The organism is Nocardia arizonensis, from assembly GCF_001310275.1.
GTDB classification, from domain to species: Bacteria; Actinomycetota; Actinomycetes; order Mycobacteriales; family Mycobacteriaceae; genus Nocardia; species Nocardia arizonensis.
Window position 1 is genome coordinate 153,658 of sequence record NZ_LGYZ01000084.1, and the last position, 21,512, is coordinate 175,169.

Sequence of the window (21,512 nt, forward strand, 5' to 3'; positions counted from 1 at the left end):
GCCGAGTGGTGCGAGCCTCAGCCACAGACCCACAGGGCGTCGGCCTTGTTGTCACCGTCGGTGGGCACATTGCCCCTGCTGTTGTCGGGGACCGAGACGAGCAGTTGCCACTCCTGACCGGTCCAGTTGTAGACGCCGACCGTCTTTCCGGTGCGATTCCAGTACGAGCTGAGACGGTCTCCTATTCCTTCGTTGCCGATGTCGTGCAGCAGGCAGTTGTTGTCGACCTGCACGAACATTCCGGTGCCGTCGCGGTGGTCGTAGCCGCAGAACAGTCCGCCCGGGCAGTCGTAGGTCGCCGACGCCGGCGCGGGCGCGAGGGCCGCGCCGTACCCGGCGACCGCGATGGCGGCCGCCGCCGCGACGGCGAGACGGCTGAACAGTCTGAGTGACAACATGATTGACCCTTCGAGGCCGGTGGGATCGAGTATCGGCGGGCAGGAATCCGCCGCACTCATGATGGGCGGAACGGACCGTCCACGACTATCCACCTCGCGCGAGTTCTGTCCGGGCCGCGCGGTGCGTCAGGCGCGCAGCGTCACCGACGGCGACACACCCCATCGCCGCCGGTACACGTCCGAGAAACGGCCCAGATGCCAGAACCCCCAGTCCGCGGCCACCGCGGCGACCGTGGTCATAGTGGGGTCCGCGGCGACCAGCGCGGTGTGCACGCCCACCAGCCGGGCTTCACGCAATCGCGCCGTGGGTGTGGTGTCGAGGTATCGCCGGAAGCCCTCCTGGAGACTCCGCACCGAAAGTCCCACCACCTCCGCGATATCGGTGACGGTGAGCATTTCGTGCGCGTGGTCGACGATGAGTTGCTCGGCCAGACGGATTGGTCGTGGCGTCGACTTTCCCGGGGCATCATCGAGCAGGAGTTCCGAGCAGCTGTTCGGCTGCGCCAGCAGGAATTGCGACATCATCAACTGCTCGACCTGCGGCCGCAGCCGCGGATCCAGAAACAGGCCAGGACCTTCGGCATCGGTCTTCAACATGCGCAGCGATTCGAACCAGGTCCGGGCGGCCGGTGACCGCAACCGCATGGCGATGGCCATCCGCAGCGGACGATCCGGCGGCCGGCCCAGCATCCGCCGCAAATGGTCGTCCAACGCGGCACGGTCGAATCGGACCAGCAGTTGCCTGCTGCTTTCGTGCCAGTTCATGTCCAGGGGCGCATCCGGATCCGGAACCGAGGCCACCGCCGGGTCGCAGGCGATATCGGCGTTCCCGTCGAGCACCCGGACCCACCCGGCCAGCGGTATCTGAATCAGGCGGAACGTTTCGATGGGATCGGTCCGGATCCGGACTTGAACCCCGTAATGCTTGTAGACCAAGCCGATATCGCCGTACCGGACGATATTGCAACTGGCTTCCATGGTGGAAGCGCCCGGGTCGAGCCGGTGCTCACGCAGGAGCCCGGCCATCCTCGCTCGGGCCACGTCGGGGTCATCGGTCCGAAAATAGCGATGCCCCGACAACGGTTCGACGAACACTACGACTGCCCTCCCCGGCAACAGGCATCACGCGAACAGACTTGGATCAATGGATGCCGACGATACTGTCCGCCGGTACACCCCGGGCACACAAACTCCGCGGGAGTTCCGCCGACAACCAGGTCGACCAGAACTCCGACACGTCGTCATCGACATCGCCGGTGACTTGTGACGCTCTGGCTTGGCTTCGTGACCGGGTTCAGTCGTGACGCTCATGCGGGCGCGTTTCCTCTCCCCATGGATTATGTTGCCGGCCGGCGCGTACAGCCCCCGACAGGGGGGCAACTCGAGGCTCCGCGCGCCGCCGATCGAGGCCGCGGTCTGATAGCGGTCGCCGCCAAGTCAGCTGTATTACATGCCAACACAACATGATACGCGGTGACCGCCACCCGACGGCGGGCTCCTGGCAGCCGCCGATCCGCGGCAGTTACAGTGCCGGGATGAGCACACGACCGGAGGCGACCCAGGCCGCGGAACTGGAAGCCGAACTCGACCTCTATCCCGACCAACGCGGCGAGATCCTGCTCGAGGCGGCCCAATATCGGCATCGAGCCGGAAACCACGCCCGCGCCATCGAGCTGCTGACCGAGGCCATTCGTACCGGCGGCGAGGACGGCGGCAACGCCCGCGTGGCGTTGGCGGAGGTACTGTTCGATCTCGGGCGTGACACCGACGCCCGCACTGAACTCGATACATTGCGGCACAACAGAACCGAGTCGCCGGTGCCTTATCACATGGCCGCCGAACTGCTGGAAGAACGCGGTGACCACCAACAGGCGCTGACCTGGTTCAACATGGCCGTCTCCCGACTGACCGACGAAGACATGGCCGAGACCGGCACCGAATTCGGATTCCTGTCCTACGCCAACAACGTCCTCGCAGGACGGCGACGCATCCGCCGAGCACTCGGCATGCCCCCCGACCAGCTCGACGAAACCGCCCAGAGCCTCGCCGAACAAATCGGCGACATCGCCCACGCCTCGACGTCGCCGCTCACGGCACCACGCCACGCACGGATCCTGTTCTGGCCTCGTGACCAGTTCTCGAATGCGCACCAGAACTGGCCAGGACTGATCGAACACACCGACTTCGACACCTTTGCCACCGACCGCGACAAAGCCAACCGCGAACTGACCGACTCCGGCATCGCCCACATCACCATGGTGCCGCTGACAGTCGCCAAACTCCTCGAATACACCACCCGCACCGGCACCGACCCCCGCGACTCCGAAACACGCATGGCCTGCATGCACGAGATCATCGAAGAAGGCAACACCATCAACTGGCCACCCCCACGAAACTCACCATGCTGGTGCGGCTCCGCCGCCAAATACAAGAAATGCTGCGGCCGCCCGATCAATACCGAGTAGACCTCTCCACATTCGGCAATGAAGGCGAACTTCACCGCTGCCGGCTCGCGAAGAAGGTGGGGGAGTGACCAGTCATCGCAATGTTCGCTTCTGTTTTCGATAGCTCAGGGTTTCGCCGGCCTGGGCCTTCTGACGGAGAGATTCCGGTACTTCGAATCGGTCGCCGTACTTGGCGCGCAGTTCATCGGCACGTGCCACGAATCCGGCGAGGCCGCCCTCGTATTGGTTGATGTACTGGACGACACCGCCGGTCCAGGCGGGGAAACCGATGCCGAGGATCGCGCCGATGTTCGCTTCCGCCACCGATCGCAGCACACCTTCGTCGAAGCAGCGCATGGTGTCGATCGACTCGGCGAACAACATCCGTTCCTGCATGTCGATGAAGGAGATGCCGTGGTCGTCCTTGGTGTACAGCTCGGCTACGCCAGGCCAGTGATCGGCAGCGTCGAGGTGTTCGAGCCGAGGAGCGCGTCGTTGTCGACGTAGTCCTCGATTTCGGCGAAGACCTGCTTCTTGAGTTCGGGACTCTCGAATACCGCCTCGATGACGAAATCGCAGCCCTTGGCGTCGGCGGCGTCGACGGTAGGATAGATGCGGGCCAGGACCTCGTCGCGCTTGGCCTCGGTGATCTTGCCCTTGGCGACCGCCTTGTCGATCGCGGTCGATCGCGCCGCCTGCGCCGGGCAGGAGGCCGAGCGAGACCTCGGGCAGGCCGACGACGGTGTCCTTGCCGTCGAGCAGTACACGGTAGTGCGTCGCGAGCGCGATCTCGAAGCCGCCGCCGAGCGCGGTGCCGTTGATCGCGGCGACCACCGGCTTGCCGAGCGTCTCGATCCGGCGGATGCAGTCCTTGGTGAAGTCGAGCATGTCGGCGATCCTCTTCTCATCGCCGGTTGTCGAGGCGGTCGAAGCGCGTCGACAGCCCGCATCCCAGATCCACCACGGTGCCGTCGGGATGCTTGCGCAGGAATCCGCGCACGTACTCGTCGAACATCGATGCGCGCAGCACCGCGCCCGCGAGCGTCGGCCTGCGGAACTTCCCGAAGTCGTAGTCGATCGCGTCCACCAGTTCGATCGCTCGACGATCCTGGAGGATGCCGGCCGGTTACGCCGCGTCACGAGCCCGACCGTACAGCGGGATCAGCAGTGTCTCCTGGACTTCGCCCAAAGCCACCTGTTCGCCCATGCCGCCCACCCTATACTTAGGGTCACCTAATAGACCAGGGGATTCCTTGTCGGCGCGGTGGGGCCGGTGTCATCGGACGGGCCGCCGGTCGCGCGGAGGGCGGCGCGCAAGCCGGTCTCGAACATGGTCGGGTCGGTCACGAAGGTGAAATGTCCGCCGCTGTGGGTCCGTAGCTGGAAGCCGGAGCGCGCGTGCTGTTTCCAGGCGGTGGCGCCGCGTTCGGACACCTCGGGGTCGTCGGCGCCGCGGATGACGGCGACGGGACAGGCGACGGTGTCGGTGGGCGCGGCCCGATAGGTCTCGACCAGGCGGTAGTCGGATCGAAGGGTGGGCAGGACGAGCCGCGCAAGTGTCGGCTCGGCCAGCGCCGCACGCGTGCGCGGGTCCAACTCGGCGATATGGTCCGCGAGTTCGGCGTCCGGGGCCGAGTGCCAGTCGCCGGGCGCGCCGATCGACGGTGCGTCGGCGCCGCTGACGATCAGGCAGTCCGGCCGCGGACCGGCCCGCTCGAGCGCCCGCGCGGCCTCGAAGGCCACATAGCCGCCCATCGAATGGCCGAGCAGGACGATGGGCCCGAATCGTGCCGCCGGTTCGATGGCCTCGGCGCAGTCGCGCGCGAGGTCGGGCAGGTCGGCGGGTGCTGCGCTGCCGACGAGTGCGTCGCGACCCGGGTAGGTGATGCCGACGAGGGTGAATTCCGGCGACAGCGTCCGGGTCAGCGGTGTGAAGAAGCGCGGCGTGCCGCCCGCGTGCGGGAAGACGAAGACGGTGATGTGCGGGTGGCGGCGCGGCGCGGCGAGCGGTTCGATGCGTACGGTCATGGTCCGATCAGGTCCTCGGCGGTGACCGCGGGAATTTCCGGCGGTGCGATGAGAACGGCGGGACCCATCGCGGAGGTTACCGAGGCCCACAGCCGTGCTGCACGAATTTGCCTCTGTGACAGAGTATTTCGTGAGGTGCCGAGTGCGGTGGCAAAGGTGTCGACGGCGTGCCGCACGGCAGGCGGCCACAGCGTCCGACAGGTCTCGGCGACGGTGGGGTCGAAGGTTTCGCCGATCCGCTGGGCGATCGGTGCGTCGGTGGGCGCGCCAGAGCGTCGCCGCCGCCAGTACGTCGATCCGTGCGTGTGTGCCAGGCTGAGCTCACCCGCCTCGGTGCCGACGGTGAATTCGTGGAGCAGGCGGAGATAGTTGTCGGGGTCGTCGGCGCAGAGCTGGTTGTCGATCAACAGGTCGACGGCGACGTCGTCGAGCGTGAGCCGGACCGAGGCGAAGGGCGCGGCCGGTGCGGGCAGCACGTCGACGCGCGCGGGAGTCAAGCGGGGCAGGATGCGCGCGAGCATGCCGAACAGGGGAAAGGCGACCTGGAGCGCGGCACGGGCATGAACGTAGCGGATCGGCGATATCCGCGCCAGATTGGCTGCCGCGCCGATGAATTGGCGGACCGGCTCGACGCCGCTGTAGAAGTCGTTGACACCGTATCGGACTCCGTGGCGCGCCGCCGTCCTGGCCAGGTCGATCATCTCCTCGGCGTGCACGGGCTGCTCCTGGAGCACATGGATTCCGCGTTCCAGCAGTCGGGCGCTGATGCGACTGCCCGGACCCCCGACGATTCCGGCCCGGACCACGACCACCGCCAGGTCCACCGGAGGGACGCGGTCGATGTCGGTGTACAGCGGAAGTCCGAGGCTCTCGGCCAGTGCTCGGGACCGGTGTCCTCCGGTCCCGACGATGCCGACCAGTCGAACGGCGGATTCGGGCGCGGTCAGCGCACCGGCGTACACCGCGCCGAACGTGGCGCCGACCACCACCGCCGTCCGTTCGGGAGCCGCGCTCACAACGCGCCCTCCTCGTAGGTCGGGCGCGGCGGGACGGCGGTGTCCGCGCCGAGCAGCAGCTCGGTTCCCGCCGCGCGCCGCGGAAGTTCGCGCACCAGGACGCCCGCCTCGGGGACCGACCAGAGCGGATGGATGCCGGGCCGCACCGCGGTGGCCGCGGTGGCCGCCCACGCGGTCACCGCGCCGGTCAGCGCGTAGCTGTCGTGGGTGCGGAGTAGGAAACCGGCCTCTCGGGCGCCGCGGCTCGCGCGTGCGAACAGGGTGAAGTACGGCCTGCGCCCGAACAGGTCCAAGCGCGCGGCCGCGCACATCTGCTCGATCGACGCCGGATCGGGTGCGGCGCCGTCGAGCTGCCACCGCCGGATCGCGTGCTCGGTGCGGACCGCGTCGGTGACGTTGACCCATTCGACATCCGGGACGCCGAGGTGCGAGGCGACCTCGGCGACCTCGTCGTCGAGGTGCGCGTGTCCGCGGGCGGAGTCCGGGAAGACCCCCGGGGGCGGCGGGCTGACCCGTGCGGGCGACACCGGCGCCCGCACGCCGTGCCGCAGTAGCGTCGACGCGCCGCGGCCGCCGAGATCGTTGAGGTATTCGGCGACCGCCGCCGGGGTCAGCGGCTGCAATCCGCCGCACCAGGCCGTCATCCGGTCGGCGGTGCCGCCCAGCTGTTCGGCGAGCATGCGCAGCGCCAGACCCGAGACGCCGGGTTGCACACCGGTCTGCACGACGGCGACGCCGTCGCCGGGCATCCGCCTGCGCAGCTGCTCCATCGTGGCCCGGTCCAGGCCGGGGTCGACATAGGCGGCGCCGCACAGCATCACCACCGTCGCCACCGATCGACTGTAGGCGTGGGAGGGACCCGCGCAGTTGACGACGACGTCGGCGTCCTTGGCCAGCGCCAGCAGGCGGACCCCGTCGCTGGCGATGGCGGCCAGGTCCAGCGTGTGGTCCGCGGCGGGCGGCGGGTGGCCGCCGACGGCGCGGCGACCCGCGACGGTGACGACGACGCGCGGATCGGCGGCCAGCAGCCGCAGACACGCTCGGCCGACCGCGCCGGTCGCGCCGAGCAGCAGCACCCGCGTCCTCATCGCGGCGCCGGGTCCTGCCACCGGGCGGCCAGCCCGCGCGCCACCGCGTCGGCGTTGGGCCCGGTGAGACAGTCGAAGTGGTTGCCGTCGATGTCATCGATGACCAGGTCGCCGAGGCAGGACGCCCGCCAGAATTCGGTCATGTCCTCTTTCAGCGTCGGCAGGAAGTGGACGTCGCCGCGCTGCCGGAGGAATCGGACATCGGTGAAGGTCGGCTCGCCCGGGTACCTGGCTACGGCGCGCAGGCTGTGGGTGAAGATCGCGCGCAATTCGACGAGTGCTTCGGTCGTCCAGTGCGCGCCCAGCGCTCCCGACCGCGCGAGCCGGGCCATGCGCGCGCGGCCGGGTTCTGGTCCGTTCGACAGCGCCGCACCCAGTGCCGGACTGCCCGCGCGCAGCGCCGCGGCGGGAATGAGCGCGGCATGGGCGGCGCGCGCCGCGGCGAACGCCTCGGTGAAGACCGCGTCCTCGACGGGCATGCCGACATCGGCGGCGCGCACGCCCATGATCTGGGCGAAACAGTAGTCGAGTACGTCCTCGTCCTCGATTTCGACGGGCACCCGGTACGCGCTGACGACGGTGACCTCACCCGCCGTGATCCCCGATTCCGCCAGACAGCGCGCGATTTCGACGGCGAGCAGCCCGCCCATGCAGTATCCGACCAGATGTACCCGCTCGGGCCCGAGTTCGACGATCGCCCTGGCGTAACGGGCGGCGAGCGTCGTGAACAGTTCCTCCGGCGGGATGCGGGTGTACCCGTCGTCGGGAACTCTGCGCAGCCCGTACAGGTCAGGGATCGCGGGATGCCGCGCGAGTGCGCGGACCAGCTCGTCGTAGGGCGCCAGCCCGCCGCTCCCGTCGTGGACGAGGACCGCGATCGGTCGCGGTGCGCCGGACGGCGGCGCGGCGGGCGCGCCGAGGCGCACGAGCGGTGACCGGGGGACGGACGCGGGCGGCGCGTCGGCGGCGGCGGTACCGAGGACGGCGCGTTCGGCTCCCGCCAGGGTGGGATCGCCGACCATCGCGCGCAGCAGTTCGTCCCAGGCGGAATCGGCCGCTTCGGGCAGGTCGCGGCGGATCCTGCCGATCGACTGCGCCAGCAGCAGCGAGTCGCCGCCGAGTTCGAAGAAGTCCGACCGCGTGGTGAGCGTGCTCGGATCGGCGAGTCCGAGAACGTCGGCCCAGATCGCGGCGATGCGAGCCCGGATGCCGTCGAGTTCGGCCGCCGCGCCGGGCGCGCGGTTTTCGGCGCGGTCGGCGACGGCGGGCCCGAGGGCGAGGCGGACTCGCTGCCGGTCCACTTTCCCGTTGTCGCTCAACGGAAGTGCCGACAGGGTCCGCACGTGTCGCGGAACCATCGGCGCGGGCAGCAGCTCGCGCACCCGGGTCAGGAGATCGTCCGGCCGGATGTCGGTCGCGGGCGCGGCGGTGAAGCACCAGAACAGGTGTTGGCCGAACTGTTCGAGGACATGCCCGGCGGGCGGGTACGCCGCTACGTCGCCGAAAGCCGACCGAGCCAGCATCCGATGCCACTGCGCGCCGGTGAGGAAGGGTGACTCGGTCTCCGAGCGCAGATCGGTGTAATGGTGCAGCCCGTCCTTGAACTCCATCGAGATCATCAGCGCCGGATTGACGCGGGTGGAGTCGATCAGCGCGAGTGCGCCGCCCGGGGCCAGCACGCGGGCGAGGCGGGACAGGCACTGTTCGATGTCGTGCGCGTTGTGCAGCACGTTGGCGCACACGACCAGGTCGAAGGAGGCTTCGGCGAGGCCCTGCTCGACCGGATCGCGGTTGAGGTCGAACAGGGCGTAGTCCAGATGGCCGGGCGCGCCGAAACTCTCGCGCGCCCGGTTCAGGAAGAAGGTGGAGACATCGGTGAACGTGTAGCGCAGGGCATGCGGGTCGGACGCGGCGAGCAGGCACTCGGTGGTCCCGCCCACCCCCGCTCCGACCTCCAGGACGCGCAGGCGCCGGTGGCTGTCGAAGCCGTGGCCGAATTCCCGCACCTGCGCGGCGAGTACCGCGTGCAGGTAGCGGCTGATCAGGTTCTCGCGATAGGCGGCGACCGCGGTGCGCAGGCCGGCTTCGGGGAACAGCAGGGCGAGGGGGTCGGCCCGGCCGGCGAGCAGTCGGGGCAGGTCGGCGACGCAGTGGCCGACGTAGGCCATGAGCTCGTCGCCGTAGTCGATGGCGCGGGCCGAGCGGCGGACGGCCGCCCACTCCGCCGCCGCCTGCTCCAGGCTGTAGTTCGCTGTGAGCGTGAGCTTTTCGCCGGAGCGGGTGATCAGGCCGCGGTCGGTCAGCAAGGCGATCCAGCGGCGCAGCAGCGGTCTGTGCGCCGTGGCGACATCCGGACCGGCGGCGACCTCGTCGAAGGAGCGCGGTTGCCCGGGCGGCAGGGCGGCGGCGGCCAGTGCCGCGCCCATCGCGTGCACGGCGGCGGTGTCGGCCGCCTCGGCGAAATCCGCGAGCGCGTCGGGTCGCAGGTCCGCGGTGGCCGACCGGTGGGCGGATTCGGCGGCCGCGCGGACGGCCGCGGCGGTCGCGGTCCGCCGCCGCAGCTCCTCGGCGTCGGCGACAGCCGCGGTGACCCCGACCGCGAGGACCGGGTGCTCGCGCTCGCCCAGCACGCACGCGACCGCGGCGGCGACCTGCGGGCACTGCTCGAAAGCGCTCTCCACGTCCCCCAATTCGATGCGGTGCCCGTGGATCTTGACCCGCCGGTCACGACGGCCGATCAGCTCGATGACGCCCGTCTCGTCGGTGCGTCCGAAATCGCCCGTGCGGTAGAGGCGTTCGGTCCCTATGGTGGGGAACGACGCGGCGGTGCGGCTGTCGTCGCAGAGGTATCCCACGGCCAGTCCCCTTCCCCCGATGTGGATTTCGCCGATCTGCCAGGGGGCCGCCGGTTCGTCGCGGTGGGTCAGCACCCGCGCGCTCTGGTCACGCAGCGCGGTGCCGTAGGGGACGCTGCCGCGGTAGGTCCGCGCCTCGAGACGGTGGTGGATGGACCAGATCGCCGCCTCGGTCGCCCCGCCGAGACTCCACGCGAGGGCGTGCGGCGCGGCGGTCGCGATCTCGGCGGGCTGGGTGACCGGAATCCAGTCCCCGGACAGGAGTATTCGGCGCAGTCCGGTCAGCGCCCGGCGGCGCGCGTCGACGCGGCAGTGGTCGAGCAGCACCCGCAGTTGGGCGGGGACCGAATTCCACACGGTGACGCCGTCGGATTCGATGGCATCCAGCCAGGCTCGCGGGTCCGAGCGCGCGCCGTCGCGCGGGAACACGATGCGCCCGCCCGCCGCCAACAGCCCGAAGATGTTGTAGACCGACAGGTCGAAGGTGTGTCGGGAGACCGCGAGGACGGCGTCGTCGCCGGTGATGCCGCATCGGTGGTTGATGTCATCGATGGTGTTGACGACCGCCTCGTGGGTCATGATCACGCCCTTGGGCTCGCCGGTGGTGCCGGAGGTGAACATGATGTAGGCCGGGTCGGCGGGGTCGCCGTCGCGGAAGTCGTCCTCGACCGTCGACAGCGGCGTCCACGCCCCGGGTGTCGTGAGCAGGCGAGCGATGGGTCCGTCCTCGTCGACGCACGCGGACGGACGGACCAGGTCCAGTATTCGCGCGGTCCTCGCTCGCGGCCAGTCGGTGTCGATCGGTACGTACGCCGCGCCCGCCATGACGGTCGCGAGGAGCGCGGCGACCTGCGCCGGGCCCGCGGGAAGGCGTATCGCGACGCGGTCGTTGCGGCCGACTCCGCTTCGGCGCAGTTCGGTCGCGACCCGGCTCGCCGCCCCGCGCAATTCGGCGAAGGTGTGTCCGGCGCGGCGGTCGCCGACGGCGACGGCATCGGGGGTGCGGGCCGCCGACTCGAGGAACCCGTTGTGCAGCAACCCTTCCGGGCCCGTCGGCCGCGGCCGGAGCGCCGTCGGGGCGGGCGGCGTCCGTGGCAGCAACACCCGGCCCCAGGCAGCGGGTTCGGTCGACAGCGTGCGCAATGCCGCGGTGTAGTCGGCGAAGGCGCGGTCGAGCACGGTCGCGGGTACGGCGCCGTCACGACTGTCCCAGTTGACGTCGATACCCCCGTCGACCTCGCTGACCTGACAATCCAGCAGCACCTGCGGCGTCTGGCTGAGACCGCGGCCGCTGACCGGCCGCAGTGTCGGCCGGTCGGCGATGTCGTCGCGGGTGCGGACGAGGCCGACCGACGAGGTGAACACCACCGGCGACTGCCCGCCGCGCGCGCCGTCGTCGCGCTCGGCGAGCAGGCCGAGCACCTCGACGCCGCCCGCGTAGGCGTGGTCCATATCGTCGAACATCTGGGTCGCGACGCGATGGGCGAGCGCCGCGAACGGGTCGGCGCCGCCGACGTCGACGGCGAGGACACTGGTGCCGGTGAAGTCGCCGACCAGCGTGTCGACGGCGTCGACGACCCGGCGTCGGTTCATGGTCGTGAGCGTGAGGGTGAAGCGATCGCTGTCGCCGTAGCGGCCGAGCACCCGCGCGAACGCGGCGATCAGCGCGGCGGTGGGCGTCAGGGCGTGTTCGGCCGCCCGCTCGGTGAACACCGCCCAGCCCGCGGCGGGCAGGTGCGTCGTCCGACGGCTGAAGCGCACCGGGCCGGTGTCGGCTCGCGGCGACAGCGGAAGTTGGAGCGGCGCGGGCATGTCGGCCATCCGCGACCGCCAGTAACGACGGTCGCGCTCGAGTCTGCGCCGTCCCCGCGCGGTCCGGTCGGCGCGGGTCAGGGTGAGCAGATAGTCGCGGAAGCCGAATTCCTCGCGCGGCAACCGGATCGCGGGATCGGCCAGACAACGCTGGAAGTCCCGCACGACGAGCGCGATGCTCACGAAGTCGGCGATCATGAGATCGATCGAGAAGTGCACGACGGTGTCGTCGGGTCCGATGGTGACCACCAGGTCGAACATCGGCCCGGCGCCCGGCCGGTATCCCCGGTGGGCGAGGTCGGCGGCCAGTTCCGCACGGACCGCGCCGATCTCGTCGGCGCGGAGGACGCGGAGTCCGGTGGGTGTCTCGGTGGTGCCGAGGCCGAGTTCGACGCGCTGGTATCCGTCGGGGTGCACGACGCAGCGCAGCATGTCATGACATTCGAGCACACAACGCCAGGCGCGACGGAAGTCGTCGGCGGACAGGCGGGCCGAGGGGCTCTCGCACACCTCGAATTCGGCGTAGCCGTGGCATCCGACCCCGCCCCACCGGAACGCGTCGGTGCGCCCGACCAGATAGGACGCCTGAACCGCGGTGAGCGGGAAGGGATCCGCGCGATGCTCCGGCTCGGTGACGGGGGCGTCCTCGGCCGCCAGGACGGCCATCACCTCGGCCTTCTTGTCCAGCAGCGCCGCCTTGTGGTGTTCGTCCAGTGCGCCGCGCGGTGCGGCGAAGCGCAGACTCGCACCGTCGATCCAGAGTTCGACGCCCGACCGGCGCAGGTGTTCGACCAGTTCCGCGGGATTCACAACGAGCCCTCCTCGACATCGTTCTCGGTGGTGTCGGCCTCGGTCGACATCGCCCGCGAGAGTGCGGCGGCGAAGTCGGCGACGACCGGGTGCGCGAGCAGCAGGCGCAGGGTGGCGACCGGGGTGATCTCGCGGTGGATTCGTTCGATGACCGCGGTCGCGGTGACCGAGTCGCCGCCGACGCGGAAGAAGTTCTCGCCCTCGTCGAGTGACGGCCGGTGCAGCGCCGCGGCGCATATCTCCGCGATCCGTCGCGCGATCACCGTTTCGGCGGTCGCGGAATCGGTCCGCTGCGCGGCCAGCAGGGATGTCAGCTGCCCGAGGTGGCGCTCGGCCGCCGACGGCGCGATCGCCTGCGTCACGAAATCCCAGGTCAGTCGCAGTGCACCGCCGTCCTCCCACACCTGGAAGTCCAGAACGGTCTGCGGGGTCTGGGAGATTCCGTACACCAGGTTTCCGAAACTCAGGCCCGCAGCGGCGTCGAGGTCGCCCAAGCCGAGCCCGCCGGTGAAGACGACGGGGAACATCGCGGCGTGCGGGTCGCCGCGGCGCGCGAGCAATTCGCGTTGCAGCCACACGGCGTCGGCCTCCCGGTGCGGCAGGTCGGCCAGCAGCTGCCGTTGCAGTGCGCGTGCCGAATCCCACACCGGCCGTGTCGGTTCGACGTGGCATTCGAGCAGGATCAGCGAGGTGAAGTCTCCGATGACGCGCTCGATGCCCGCGATATCGGAATCCCGGTCGAAGAGTGTGACATTCAGGCAGAACCGGCGTTCGCCCGACCACTCGGCGAGGATGTGCGCGTAGCACGCCATGAGCAGCGCGGAGGGCGTGACGCCCTCGACGCGGCATCGCGACGAGAGGTCCTTCCAGTCCGATGACGCGATCGTCGCGGTCGCGCGTTCGAAGTGCGGCCGCTCGACGGCCACGAGGACGGCCGCGGCGGCCAGGGGCGGGGCGGGCGGTAGCGTGTCGATCCTGCTCAGCCAATAGCACTGTGCCGCAGTCGGTTCCGTGGCCTTCGTCGCGGCGGCCCGCACGCGTCGCCGGTGGACATGGTCGGCGAAGGTGCGGGGCAGCGGCGGAAGGTCCCCCGCGGGCAGGCCGCGGTAGAGGTGGTCCAGTTCGGCGAGCGCGGTCATCATGCTCGCTCCGTCCAGCAGCAGATTGTCCATGCCGATACCGATCAGCGCTCGTCCCCGCTCCGGGTCGAGGAATTGCACGCCGACGTCGAAGCCGGATCGGGAGGTCAGGTCGATGACCTGGTCACGCATCGCGCCGCGGACGTCGTCGAGTACGCGGACCGTCGGCTCGATCGGATCCGCGTGTTCGGTCGCGACATCGTCGCGGACGGTGGTGCGCAGACCGGGATGGCGGCGGACGAGATCGGTGACCGCCGTGCGGAATCGGGTGGAATCCAGGTCTGTGGCGGCGAATTCGACGTAGCAGTGCGCCGCGACGCCGGACAGCAGATAGCCGCGACGTCGCCCGTTGGCGTACGCGCGCTGGATGGGAGTCAGCGGATAGGTGGTCGGGGGATAGGCGGTCGGGGCGACCGCGACGGGCGCGGATTCGGCGGGCGCGCGATCGGGCGCGCCGCGCCGGGAGCCGAGACGTTCGGCCAAGTGCCGCAGGACCGGGTAGTTGAACAGGTCGACCATCTCGACGTCCGCGTAACCGGCGTCGCGCAGGTCGGTGTAGATCCTGGTCGCCGTGAGACTGTCGCCGCCGAGGAGGAAGAAGTCGTCGTCGGGCCCGGCGGCGACCCCGAGATGCCGCCGCCACAGCGAGGTCAGTACGGCGGTGGCGTCGTGTGCCGCCGGGCCCCGGTCGACGCGCGGCGGCGAGCAGGGGCGCGCGATCGCGGGCTCGGCGTCGGTGCGGCCCGCGAGGGCGAGGATGGTCGCGCCCGCACCCGCGAGCCGCAGGGTCGTCGGCCGCAGGCCGGCGTCCGCCAGCAACCGCCACCAGTGGGTCGGCTCCTGCGGCGCGGCGTCGAGCAGTCCCGGATCGAGCACCGCGGCGCTGATCAGCGAGGCGTCGGTGAAGCGGTGATGCTCCACCAGCCACAACCAGCCGTCGGCCCGCATCGGCACCGCGCGCAGCAGGGCGGCCGGGTCGGCGAGCCGGTGCAGCGATCCGCAGCACAGCACCACGTCGAACGGCGCGCAGTCCGGCAGTTCCTCTGCGGACAGCCCGCGGACACCCGCCGTGGCCCGGTCGGCGGCGATGGCGCGCAGCACGGGTTCCGGCTCGACGGCGGCGTACTCCTCGACCACCGGCCACAGGTCGGCGTGCAGCCGCGCCGCGCAGAGCCCGGTGCGCGATCCCAACTCGGCGATGCGCAGCCTGCGCGCGCGGGTTCGCGCGTGCGCGAAGACCCGTTCGGCCAGTGCGGTGAGCGCGGCGTCGACATCGGGGTCGCGGAGCAGCAGCGCTTCCGGCGAGATCAGCGGGTGGGCGAGCAGTGCCCGCGCGGACCTCGCCCCGGTGACGATGTCGGCGAGCAGCCGCCCGGCGGCGTCCGCCGCGGCGTCGGCGCGCTCGTCGGGCCGGTGAACCGCCCGCCACCCGCGGACCACGGCCGGGTACCGGTCGAGGACCGGCCGTGCGTCCGCGCGTGACAGCTGTCGCAGCGCCGCGGCGATGATCACCGGCGGCGGCGCGTCGCCGCCGTCCCCGCGGTCGGCCGGGATCGCGGACTCGGCGTCGACGTGGGCGCGCACCGCGCGCTCGAAGTCCGCGAGCGCGGGGACGAGGTCGTGGGGCCACGGCGCGTCGTCGGCGGTGTCCCAACTGAGCGCGACTCCGCCGTCGCGGCGTTCGATCTGGCAGTCGAGGGCGACACCGGGTGTCCTGGTCAGCGTCCGCACGGTCCGCAGGGACGCGCGCTCGGGGCGGTCGAGGCCGAGTGTGCTGGTGAAGACCACCGGATAGCCCGGCTGCCGGTCGCGGGTCGTGGTCCGCGCGATGCGCGCGGTGGCGTCGTCTCCGGTGGCGACGATGGCGCGCAGTCGGCGGTGGATGTCGGCGATGGCTTCCGGCGAGCCGGGACGGTGGGTGCGGTAGTCGGCGACGCACAGCGACAGCCGGGTGAAATTGCCGAGCACTTCGCGATCGCGCGGCGCGTAGTCCGGTCGGTGCGCGTGCGGTATCGACACCGCGAACCGGTCTCCGGCGCCGTGGCGGTGCAGCGCGTGCGTGAACGCCTCCAGGATGAGCGCCGTCGGTGTGGCACCCGCGTCCGCCGCCGCCGAGTGCAGCGCCGCGTACTCGGCTTCGTCGAGCGTGAAACCGCGCCGGGTGAACCGCCCCGTCACGGGCCCGGACACCGTCGCGGGCAGCGGCGGTGGCGGTGCGTCGGGCTCGGCGCCGTCGACCGTGTCGTCCGGGGTGGTCGCGTAACGCCGGAAGACCTCGGCGCCCGCGTCGACGGACAGCGCGCGGGCCGTGCCGTCGTAGTCGGCGCGGATCGCGTCGAGCACGGCGGTGACGCTGCGCGCGTCCAGGGCGAGGTAGTTGATCAGCAGCGCGACATTGCGGGGCCGCGGAGCGGCGGCGTAGCACCGCAGGGCGCACGGCTCGTGCGGCGACGGGTCGACGCCCGCGAGGCGGGCCAGCAGCGCGTCGGGGTCGTCGTCGATGCCTGCGAGGACGGTTACGCCGACCGCCTCAGCGGGGGCGATCGACTGGGTCACATCGCTGTCGAGGCGGCACCGGAGGATGTCGAATTCGGCCACACACGCCGTGAGCACCGCGTGCAGCCGCATCGTGTCGATCGCGCGGTCCTCGGCCGCGGCGAGGACGACGACGAGCGCGGTCGGCGCGCGCAGCACGCCGCGCAGGCCGGAGCTGCCGAGCACGTAGCCCTGTTGCAGCCGGGTCAGCGGGAACGGCGAGAACGGGTCGGCCGCCGGTTCCCGGTCGTCGGCGCCGGGCGTCGGGCCCTCGCACAGCACGCAGTGCGCGGCGAAGTCGGCCAGTGTGGAGTCCGACAGCAGCGTCTCCACGTCCGCGCCGCGCACGCCGCGCTCCGACAGCACGCGGCATACCTCGGTCGCCCGCAGGCTGTCCCCGCCGTGGGCGAGGAATCTCGACTCCGGCGCCAGCGCCCGCGGGCCGAGCACCATCGTCCACGCCCGGGCCACCTCCGCCTGCGCGGCGGACAGCGCGCCGCCGCGCCCGTCCTCGGACGCCGCGTCGAGGAGTTCGCGGGCGGCCGTGCGATCGACCTTGCCGTTGGCGCTGTGCGGTATCGCGGTGACCGGCAGATAGGTCGTCGGCCGCAGGTATGCGGGCAGCCGATCGGCGAGATACGCGCGCACCCGGTCGATTTCGACCGGATCGAGACCGGACCCCACCAGCAGGCAACCCAGCGCCGAGTGCCCGCGCACCGGCACGACGACGGCGTTCTCGACGCCGGGACATCCGCGCAGCACATGTTCCACCTCGCCGCATTCGACCCGGTGTCCGCGAATCTTCACCTGCGCGTCCATCCGCCCCAGGAAGATGAGTACGCCGTCGGGCCGGTAGCAGCCGAGGTCCCCGGTCCGGTACCAGCGCACACCGTCCTCGTCGACGCGGAATCGCGCGGCGGTGAGTTCGGGGTCGTTGTGATAGCCGGACGCGACTCCCGCGCCGCCGATCCACAGTTCACCGGCGACATGGTCGGGGCAATCGCGCCCGTCGGCGTCGACGACCCGGTATCTCTGATTGGCGAGCGGGACACCGTAGGGAATGGAAGCCCAGGCGAGATCGACGTCGGTCACGACGAACTCGTTGGACCAGATCGACGCCTCGGTCGCGCCGCCCATCGCCACCACCCGGGCGTCGGGTGCGCACATCCGCACCCGCGCGGGCAGGTCCAGCGGTATCCAGTCGCCGGACAACAGGATGTGACGAAGCCCCGGGAAGCGGTGCGGTCCGTCGGCGGCGGTGATGAGCAGCATCTCCATCAGCGCGGGCACCGAGTTCCACACGGTGATGTCGAAGATGTGCAGCAGGTCCCGCCACCGGAACGCGTCCCGGCGCGAGCGCTCCGCGATGGTGACGACGGCGGCGCCGCGGCCGAGCGGACCGAAGATGTCGTAGACGCTGAGATCGAAGTCGAGCGCCGACAGTGCCAGCAGGGAGTCGGTGTGGTCGATTCCGTTGCGGCGGTTGATATCGGTCACGGTGTTGCGGGCCGCGGCGTGGGAGACGACCACGCCTTTGGGCTCGCCGGTCGAGCCCGAGGTGTAGACGATGTACGCGGGGCGGGCGGGATCGACGGGAACCGGCTCGCACGGTTCGCACCGCAGCGCCTCCGCGATCCGGTGTTCCACGAGTTCGCCCGCGGGGAAGTCGAATTCGCCGTCGTGAATCAGCCCCCGCATGCCGGACCGACGGCGGATCGTGTCGAAGCGCGCGGGCGGCTGGTCCACCGAGACCGGCAGGTAGACACACCCCGCCATGAGCGTGCCGAGTACCGCGACCACCTGCGCGGGCCCCTTGGGCAGCCGGATTCCGATGATCGACCCGGGCTCGTGGTCGGCGCGGAGGGCGCGGGCGAGCCGTCGGGCGAGTCGATCGAGTTCGCCGTAGGTGAGGCGGTCGGGGTGTGCGGAAGCCGCCGGAATCGGCGGGCGGTCGTATTCGTCGGCGGCCCACCGCAGGGCGACGCGGTCCGGCGCGGTCGCCGCGCACTCGCGGAAGGAGTCGTACAGCGACCCTTCGGGCGATTCGGTGTCGGTGGCGTTGCGCAGTTCGCGCGCGCGCCGCGACCGCTCCGGGAGGTCGACCGCCGCGACGCCGTCCCACGGCGACTCCGCGAGATGGTCGATCAGGCCCGCGTAGGCGTCGAACATGTCCGCCACGACCCCCGGCGGGAAACAAGCGGAACGGAAATCCCACGAGATGATCACCTCGCCGCCGATGGCGCAGCACTGGTTGTCGATGAGCACCTGCGGGGTACGCGAGCTGAGCTCCTCGACGCGGCCGAGCACGGCCGTTTCCCGTTCGCCGATGATCGGGCGGTCCGCCGCGTAGGTGAACACGACCGACGACAGGACGGCACGGTCGTGGCCCGCGGTCCGGGCGCGCGGTGCGGTGACCGCGTCCGGCCCGTCGAGCTCGGACCGGAACGCGGACCGTGTTCGCCGCATCTGGCCGATCCAGGTGTCCGCCGCCGCGATCACGCTGCGATGCAGCCGCGGCGCGGTGAAGTCGCCGACCACATCCGCCGTGCGCGGCGACCGCTCCGACGTGGTGACGGTGATGACGAAGTCGGGGTCGGTGGACCACCGTCGCAGGACCATGTCGAAACACGTCAGCAGGATCACCGCCCGGGTCACGCCCGCGGCGCGGCCCGCCTCGTCGAGTCGGCGCAGCGTCGCCTGCGGGACCGACCGGCTGAATCGGCGGTATTCGACGCGAGTTTCGGTGATCCGGGGCAGCTGCGGCGGTCCGGCCGGGCGCGCCTCGTCGGCGGGTGCCGCCGCGGTCGCGGGGTCGGGGCCGATGAAACGGATCGACGGCAGCTCCTCGCCGCGGTACAGCGCGGCCAGATCCCGGATGAGAACGCCGATTCCGGTCACGTCGGAGATGATCAGGTCGATCGCGACGTGCACGATCGTGCGGTGCGGCGCCACGGTGACCTCGACGCGCAGGCAGTCCCCGGCCACGGGGTCGAACCGCTGTTCGCGCAGCCGCTCGCGTACCGCGCGCAGGTGCGCGCCCGGATCCTCGGGGTGATGGACCGGCACCGCGTCGCGGGTGGGCTCCGGCTGGATGACACAGGTCTCGGCGGTGGGAAAGCGCGCGCGCAGCATCGGATGTCGGCGCGCGCACGCGGAGACCGCCGCGCGCAGCCGTTCGGTGTCGAGCGCGGGCGAGACCAGCTCGAAGTAGGCCTGACATCCCACGCCGCCGAGCGGCTGGCTCGGATCGCGTCCCACCCAGTACGCCCGCTGCAACGGCGTCGTCGCCAGCAGCGGTCCCGCCTCGCCGGTCGCCGTCGGCGCGGCGCCGCTCGGATGCGCCGCCGCCCGCCACGCGCGCAGTGTCGGCGCGGCGTAGAGGGTGGCGAAACGGGGTCGCGCGCCTCGGGAACGGGCCCACGACTCGAACGCCGCGGTCATGGTGGAGGTCATGCCGAGGCCGACCAGATCGGTGTCCTCGCCGATGTCGGCCGGGCGCAGGCCGAGCAGCTTGGCGAGATAAAGCGTTACCGCACAAGGATTCTCGGGCGGCGATTCCGGCGCGTTCGACACCTCCCGGACGACCGGAAGGGAACCGCGCACGACTTGTTCGCCGACCTCGCGACGCCGGATCTTGCCGGAGGTCGTCGAGGGCAGCGTCCGAGGCGGGACCCACAGCACGCGGTCGGGTGCGATGTCGTGCTCGTCGAGGATGCGGCGGTACAGAATTCGGCCCGCCTCATCGAGACGGTCCGGCGCCGTGTCCGTTTCGACGACGATGACCCATCCGGGGTCGTCCGGGTCCGGTTGCACGGCGCACGCCCGGCCCGGCGCGACGCCCGCGCTCTCGGCGGTCGCCTCGAGATCCTGCGGGAAGTGGTTCGTGCCGCCGACGATGATCAGGTCCCGGTACCGCCCGCAGACATACAGCTCGCCGTCGTGCCGAAAACCGGCGTCGCCGGTGCGCAGGAACGGCCCCGCACCGTCGCGGGTGCGGGCGCGGAAGGTCTCGTCGGTGGCCCGCCCCCGTCCCCAGTACCCGCGCGGTAGGCCGGTTCCGGCCACCCATATCTCGCCGATCAGCCCGTCGGCGAGCACCTCGAGACCCACCGGGTCCACGATCCGCACGTCCCAGCCGAGCGTGGAGTCGCCGCAGCTCACCAGGGTGCGGGCGGTGTCGTTCGGGCGGGCGCGCACGGCGCGTCCCCTGGCGAGTTCGGCGGCGTCGAAACGGTGCTGTCGCCATCGTCGGCGCGGGACGGACCCGCTGACCGCCAGCCCCGCTTCGGCCAGGCCGTACTGGGGTGTCATGGCCTCCGGCCGAAATCCTGCCGCGGCGAAGTGGTCGGTGAAGCCACGCACGGTGTCGGCGCGCACGGGTTCGGCGCCGTTGGTGGCGACGCGAACACAGCTCAGGTCGAGTGTCCCGACCTGGTCCCGTTCGAAGGCCGCGATCGCTCGCGCGTAGCCGAAATCCGGTGCGCCGATCCAATTTCCCCTGACCTCGGACACCGTGCGCAGCCACAGTCCCGGGTCGCGCACGAAGTCGTGCGGTGGAATCAGCGTCACGCTGCCACCGCTCAGCAGCGGCGACAGCACGCCCCAGAACATGCCCATGTCGTGGTAGAGCGGCAGCCAGCTGACGGTGTGGATGGGGTCCGGCGAGTTCCAAACCATCCCGAGCGCCTCGACCTGGCGCAGGACCGAGGCGTGGGTGTTCACCACGCCCTTGGGGTCGCCGGTCGATCCCGACGAGTACTGGAGGAACGCGACGGTGTCGGGTTCGGCCTCGTAGGCTCGGGGGCGCACGGCGCGGCGGTCGTCCGGTGTCAGGACCGAAATACCCTCCAGGGCAGTGTTTTCGGAGATGCTGCCCGCGAGGGCGGCCGTGGTGTAGACGGCGTCGGGCGCGCAGTCGCGCAGCACGTGCTCGGCACGGGCGAGGTACTTTCGCGGGTCGCGTTCGGAGGGGAGGTAGATCGGCACCGGTACAGCGCCGACGCTGAGCGCGGCCAGGAATCCGGCGATGTAGTCGACGCAGGCCGGTAGGGCCATCACGACCCGCGCCCCCACGGCGAGGTCGCCGAACGTTGCCGTCCTCAGTGACGTAATACGCTCTGCCAGAGCGAAATACGTGTAGTCGTCGCCACCGGCGCCGGTGCGCGTGCGCACCGCGAGCTCCCGGGGCTGCCGTCGGGCGTGGTCGGCGAACACGGAGTGGACCGACAGTGCGACCGATCGCTCGGATATCGGGGCGGAGGTGGTGCTCAATTGGTCTCCATATACGGCCTGCGAACCCGCGTGCACACGGGCGGCCGAGTGGCGCCTACATTGCGCGCGAGTGGTCGGCTGGACCGACCTGAGGGTCATAAGTTACTGACGAATCC

At 71.0% G+C, this 21,512-nt stretch carries 8 protein-coding genes and 3 pseudogenes; 1 reads left to right on the forward strand and 10 read right to left on the reverse strand.

Annotated features, from left to right (window positions below; all coding sequences use genetic code 11):
- Positions 1-17: 17 nt before the first annotated feature.
- Complete coding sequence (locus tag APZ21_RS19595) at positions 18-398, reverse strand: peptidase inhibitor family I36 protein (protein ID WP_162240360.1); 381 nt, start codon at positions 396-398, stop codon at positions 18-20.
- A gap of 126 nt (positions 399-524) precedes the next feature.
- Complete coding sequence (locus APZ21_RS19600) at positions 525-1,439, reverse strand: AraC family transcriptional regulator (protein WP_156371200.1); 915 nt, start codon at positions 1,437-1,439, stop codon at positions 525-527.
- Positions 1,440-1,933: 494 nt separating this feature from the next.
- Here APZ21_RS19600 and APZ21_RS19605 point away from each other — a divergent pair, with 494 nt between their 5' ends.
- Complete coding sequence (locus APZ21_RS19605; protein ID WP_054814778.1) at positions 1,934-2,863, forward strand: tetratricopeptide repeat protein; 930 nt, start codon at positions 1,934-1,936, stop codon at positions 2,861-2,863.
- A gap of 72 nt (positions 2,864-2,935) precedes the next feature.
- Here APZ21_RS19605 and APZ21_RS33120 read toward each other — a convergent pair.
- The 8 genes and pseudogenes from APZ21_RS33120 to APZ21_RS19645 all read right to left on the reverse strand — a co-directional run.
- Positions 2,936-3,513 (reverse strand): annotated as a pseudogene (locus tag APZ21_RS33120) (3-hydroxyacyl-CoA dehydrogenase NAD-binding domain-containing protein); the annotation flags it as partial.
- Between the two features lie 61 nt (positions 3,514-3,574).
- A pseudogene (locus tag APZ21_RS36385) lies at positions 3,575-3,730 on the reverse strand (enoyl-CoA hydratase-related protein); the annotation flags it as partial.
- Between the two features lie 16 nt (positions 3,731-3,746).
- The gene (locus tag APZ21_RS35675) at positions 3,747-3,929 is read right to left on the reverse strand and encodes a hypothetical protein (protein ID WP_239476717.1); all 183 of its coding nucleotides are present in this window, start codon (positions 3,927-3,929) and stop codon (positions 3,747-3,749) included.
- Positions 3,930-4,075: 146 nt separating this feature from the next.
- Positions 4,076-4,870, reverse strand: coding sequence for a thioesterase II family protein (locus tag APZ21_RS19625; protein WP_054814781.1), 795 nt, complete (start codon positions 4,868-4,870; stop codon positions 4,076-4,078).
- A complete protein-coding gene (locus APZ21_RS19630) occupies positions 4,867-5,886 on the reverse strand; it encodes a Gfo/Idh/MocA family oxidoreductase (RefSeq protein WP_239476718.1) in 1,020 nt (339 codons plus the stop codon). Before APZ21_RS19630 ends, APZ21_RS19625 begins: the two co-directional genes overlap by 4 nt.
- A 743-nt stretch (positions 5,887-6,629) precedes the next feature.
- Positions 6,630-6,974, reverse strand: a pseudogene (locus APZ21_RS36390) (saccharopine dehydrogenase NADP-binding domain-containing protein); the annotation flags it as partial.
- Positions 6,971-12,451, reverse strand: coding sequence for a non-ribosomal peptide synthetase (locus tag APZ21_RS19640; protein WP_162240361.1), 5,481 nt, complete (start codon positions 12,449-12,451; stop codon positions 6,971-6,973). The gene APZ21_RS19640 and the pseudogene APZ21_RS36390, both read right to left, overlap by 4 nt.
- Positions 12,448-21,396: a non-ribosomal peptide synthetase gene (locus tag APZ21_RS19645; RefSeq protein ID WP_239476719.1), complete on the reverse strand. Its 8,949-nt coding sequence runs from the start codon at positions 21,394-21,396 to the stop codon at positions 12,448-12,450. Before APZ21_RS19645 ends, APZ21_RS19640 begins: the two co-directional genes overlap by 4 nt.
- Positions 21,397-21,512: the final 116 nt, after the last annotated feature.

What these genes read in the sequence shown, in the direction of transcription:
- APZ21_RS19605 (WP_054814778.1), top strand. Translation starts at nt 1,934, where the DNA reads ATGAGCACACGACCGGAGGCGACCCAGGCCGCGGAACTGGAAGCCGAA.
- APZ21_RS19625 (WP_054814781.1), bottom strand. Translation starts at nt 4,870, where the DNA reads ATGACCGTACGCATCGAACCGCTCGCCGCGCCGCGCCGCCACCCGCAC.
- APZ21_RS19595 (WP_162240360.1), bottom strand. Translation starts at nt 398, where the DNA reads ATGTTGTCACTCAGACTGTTCAGCCGTCTCGCCGTCGCGGCGGCGGCC.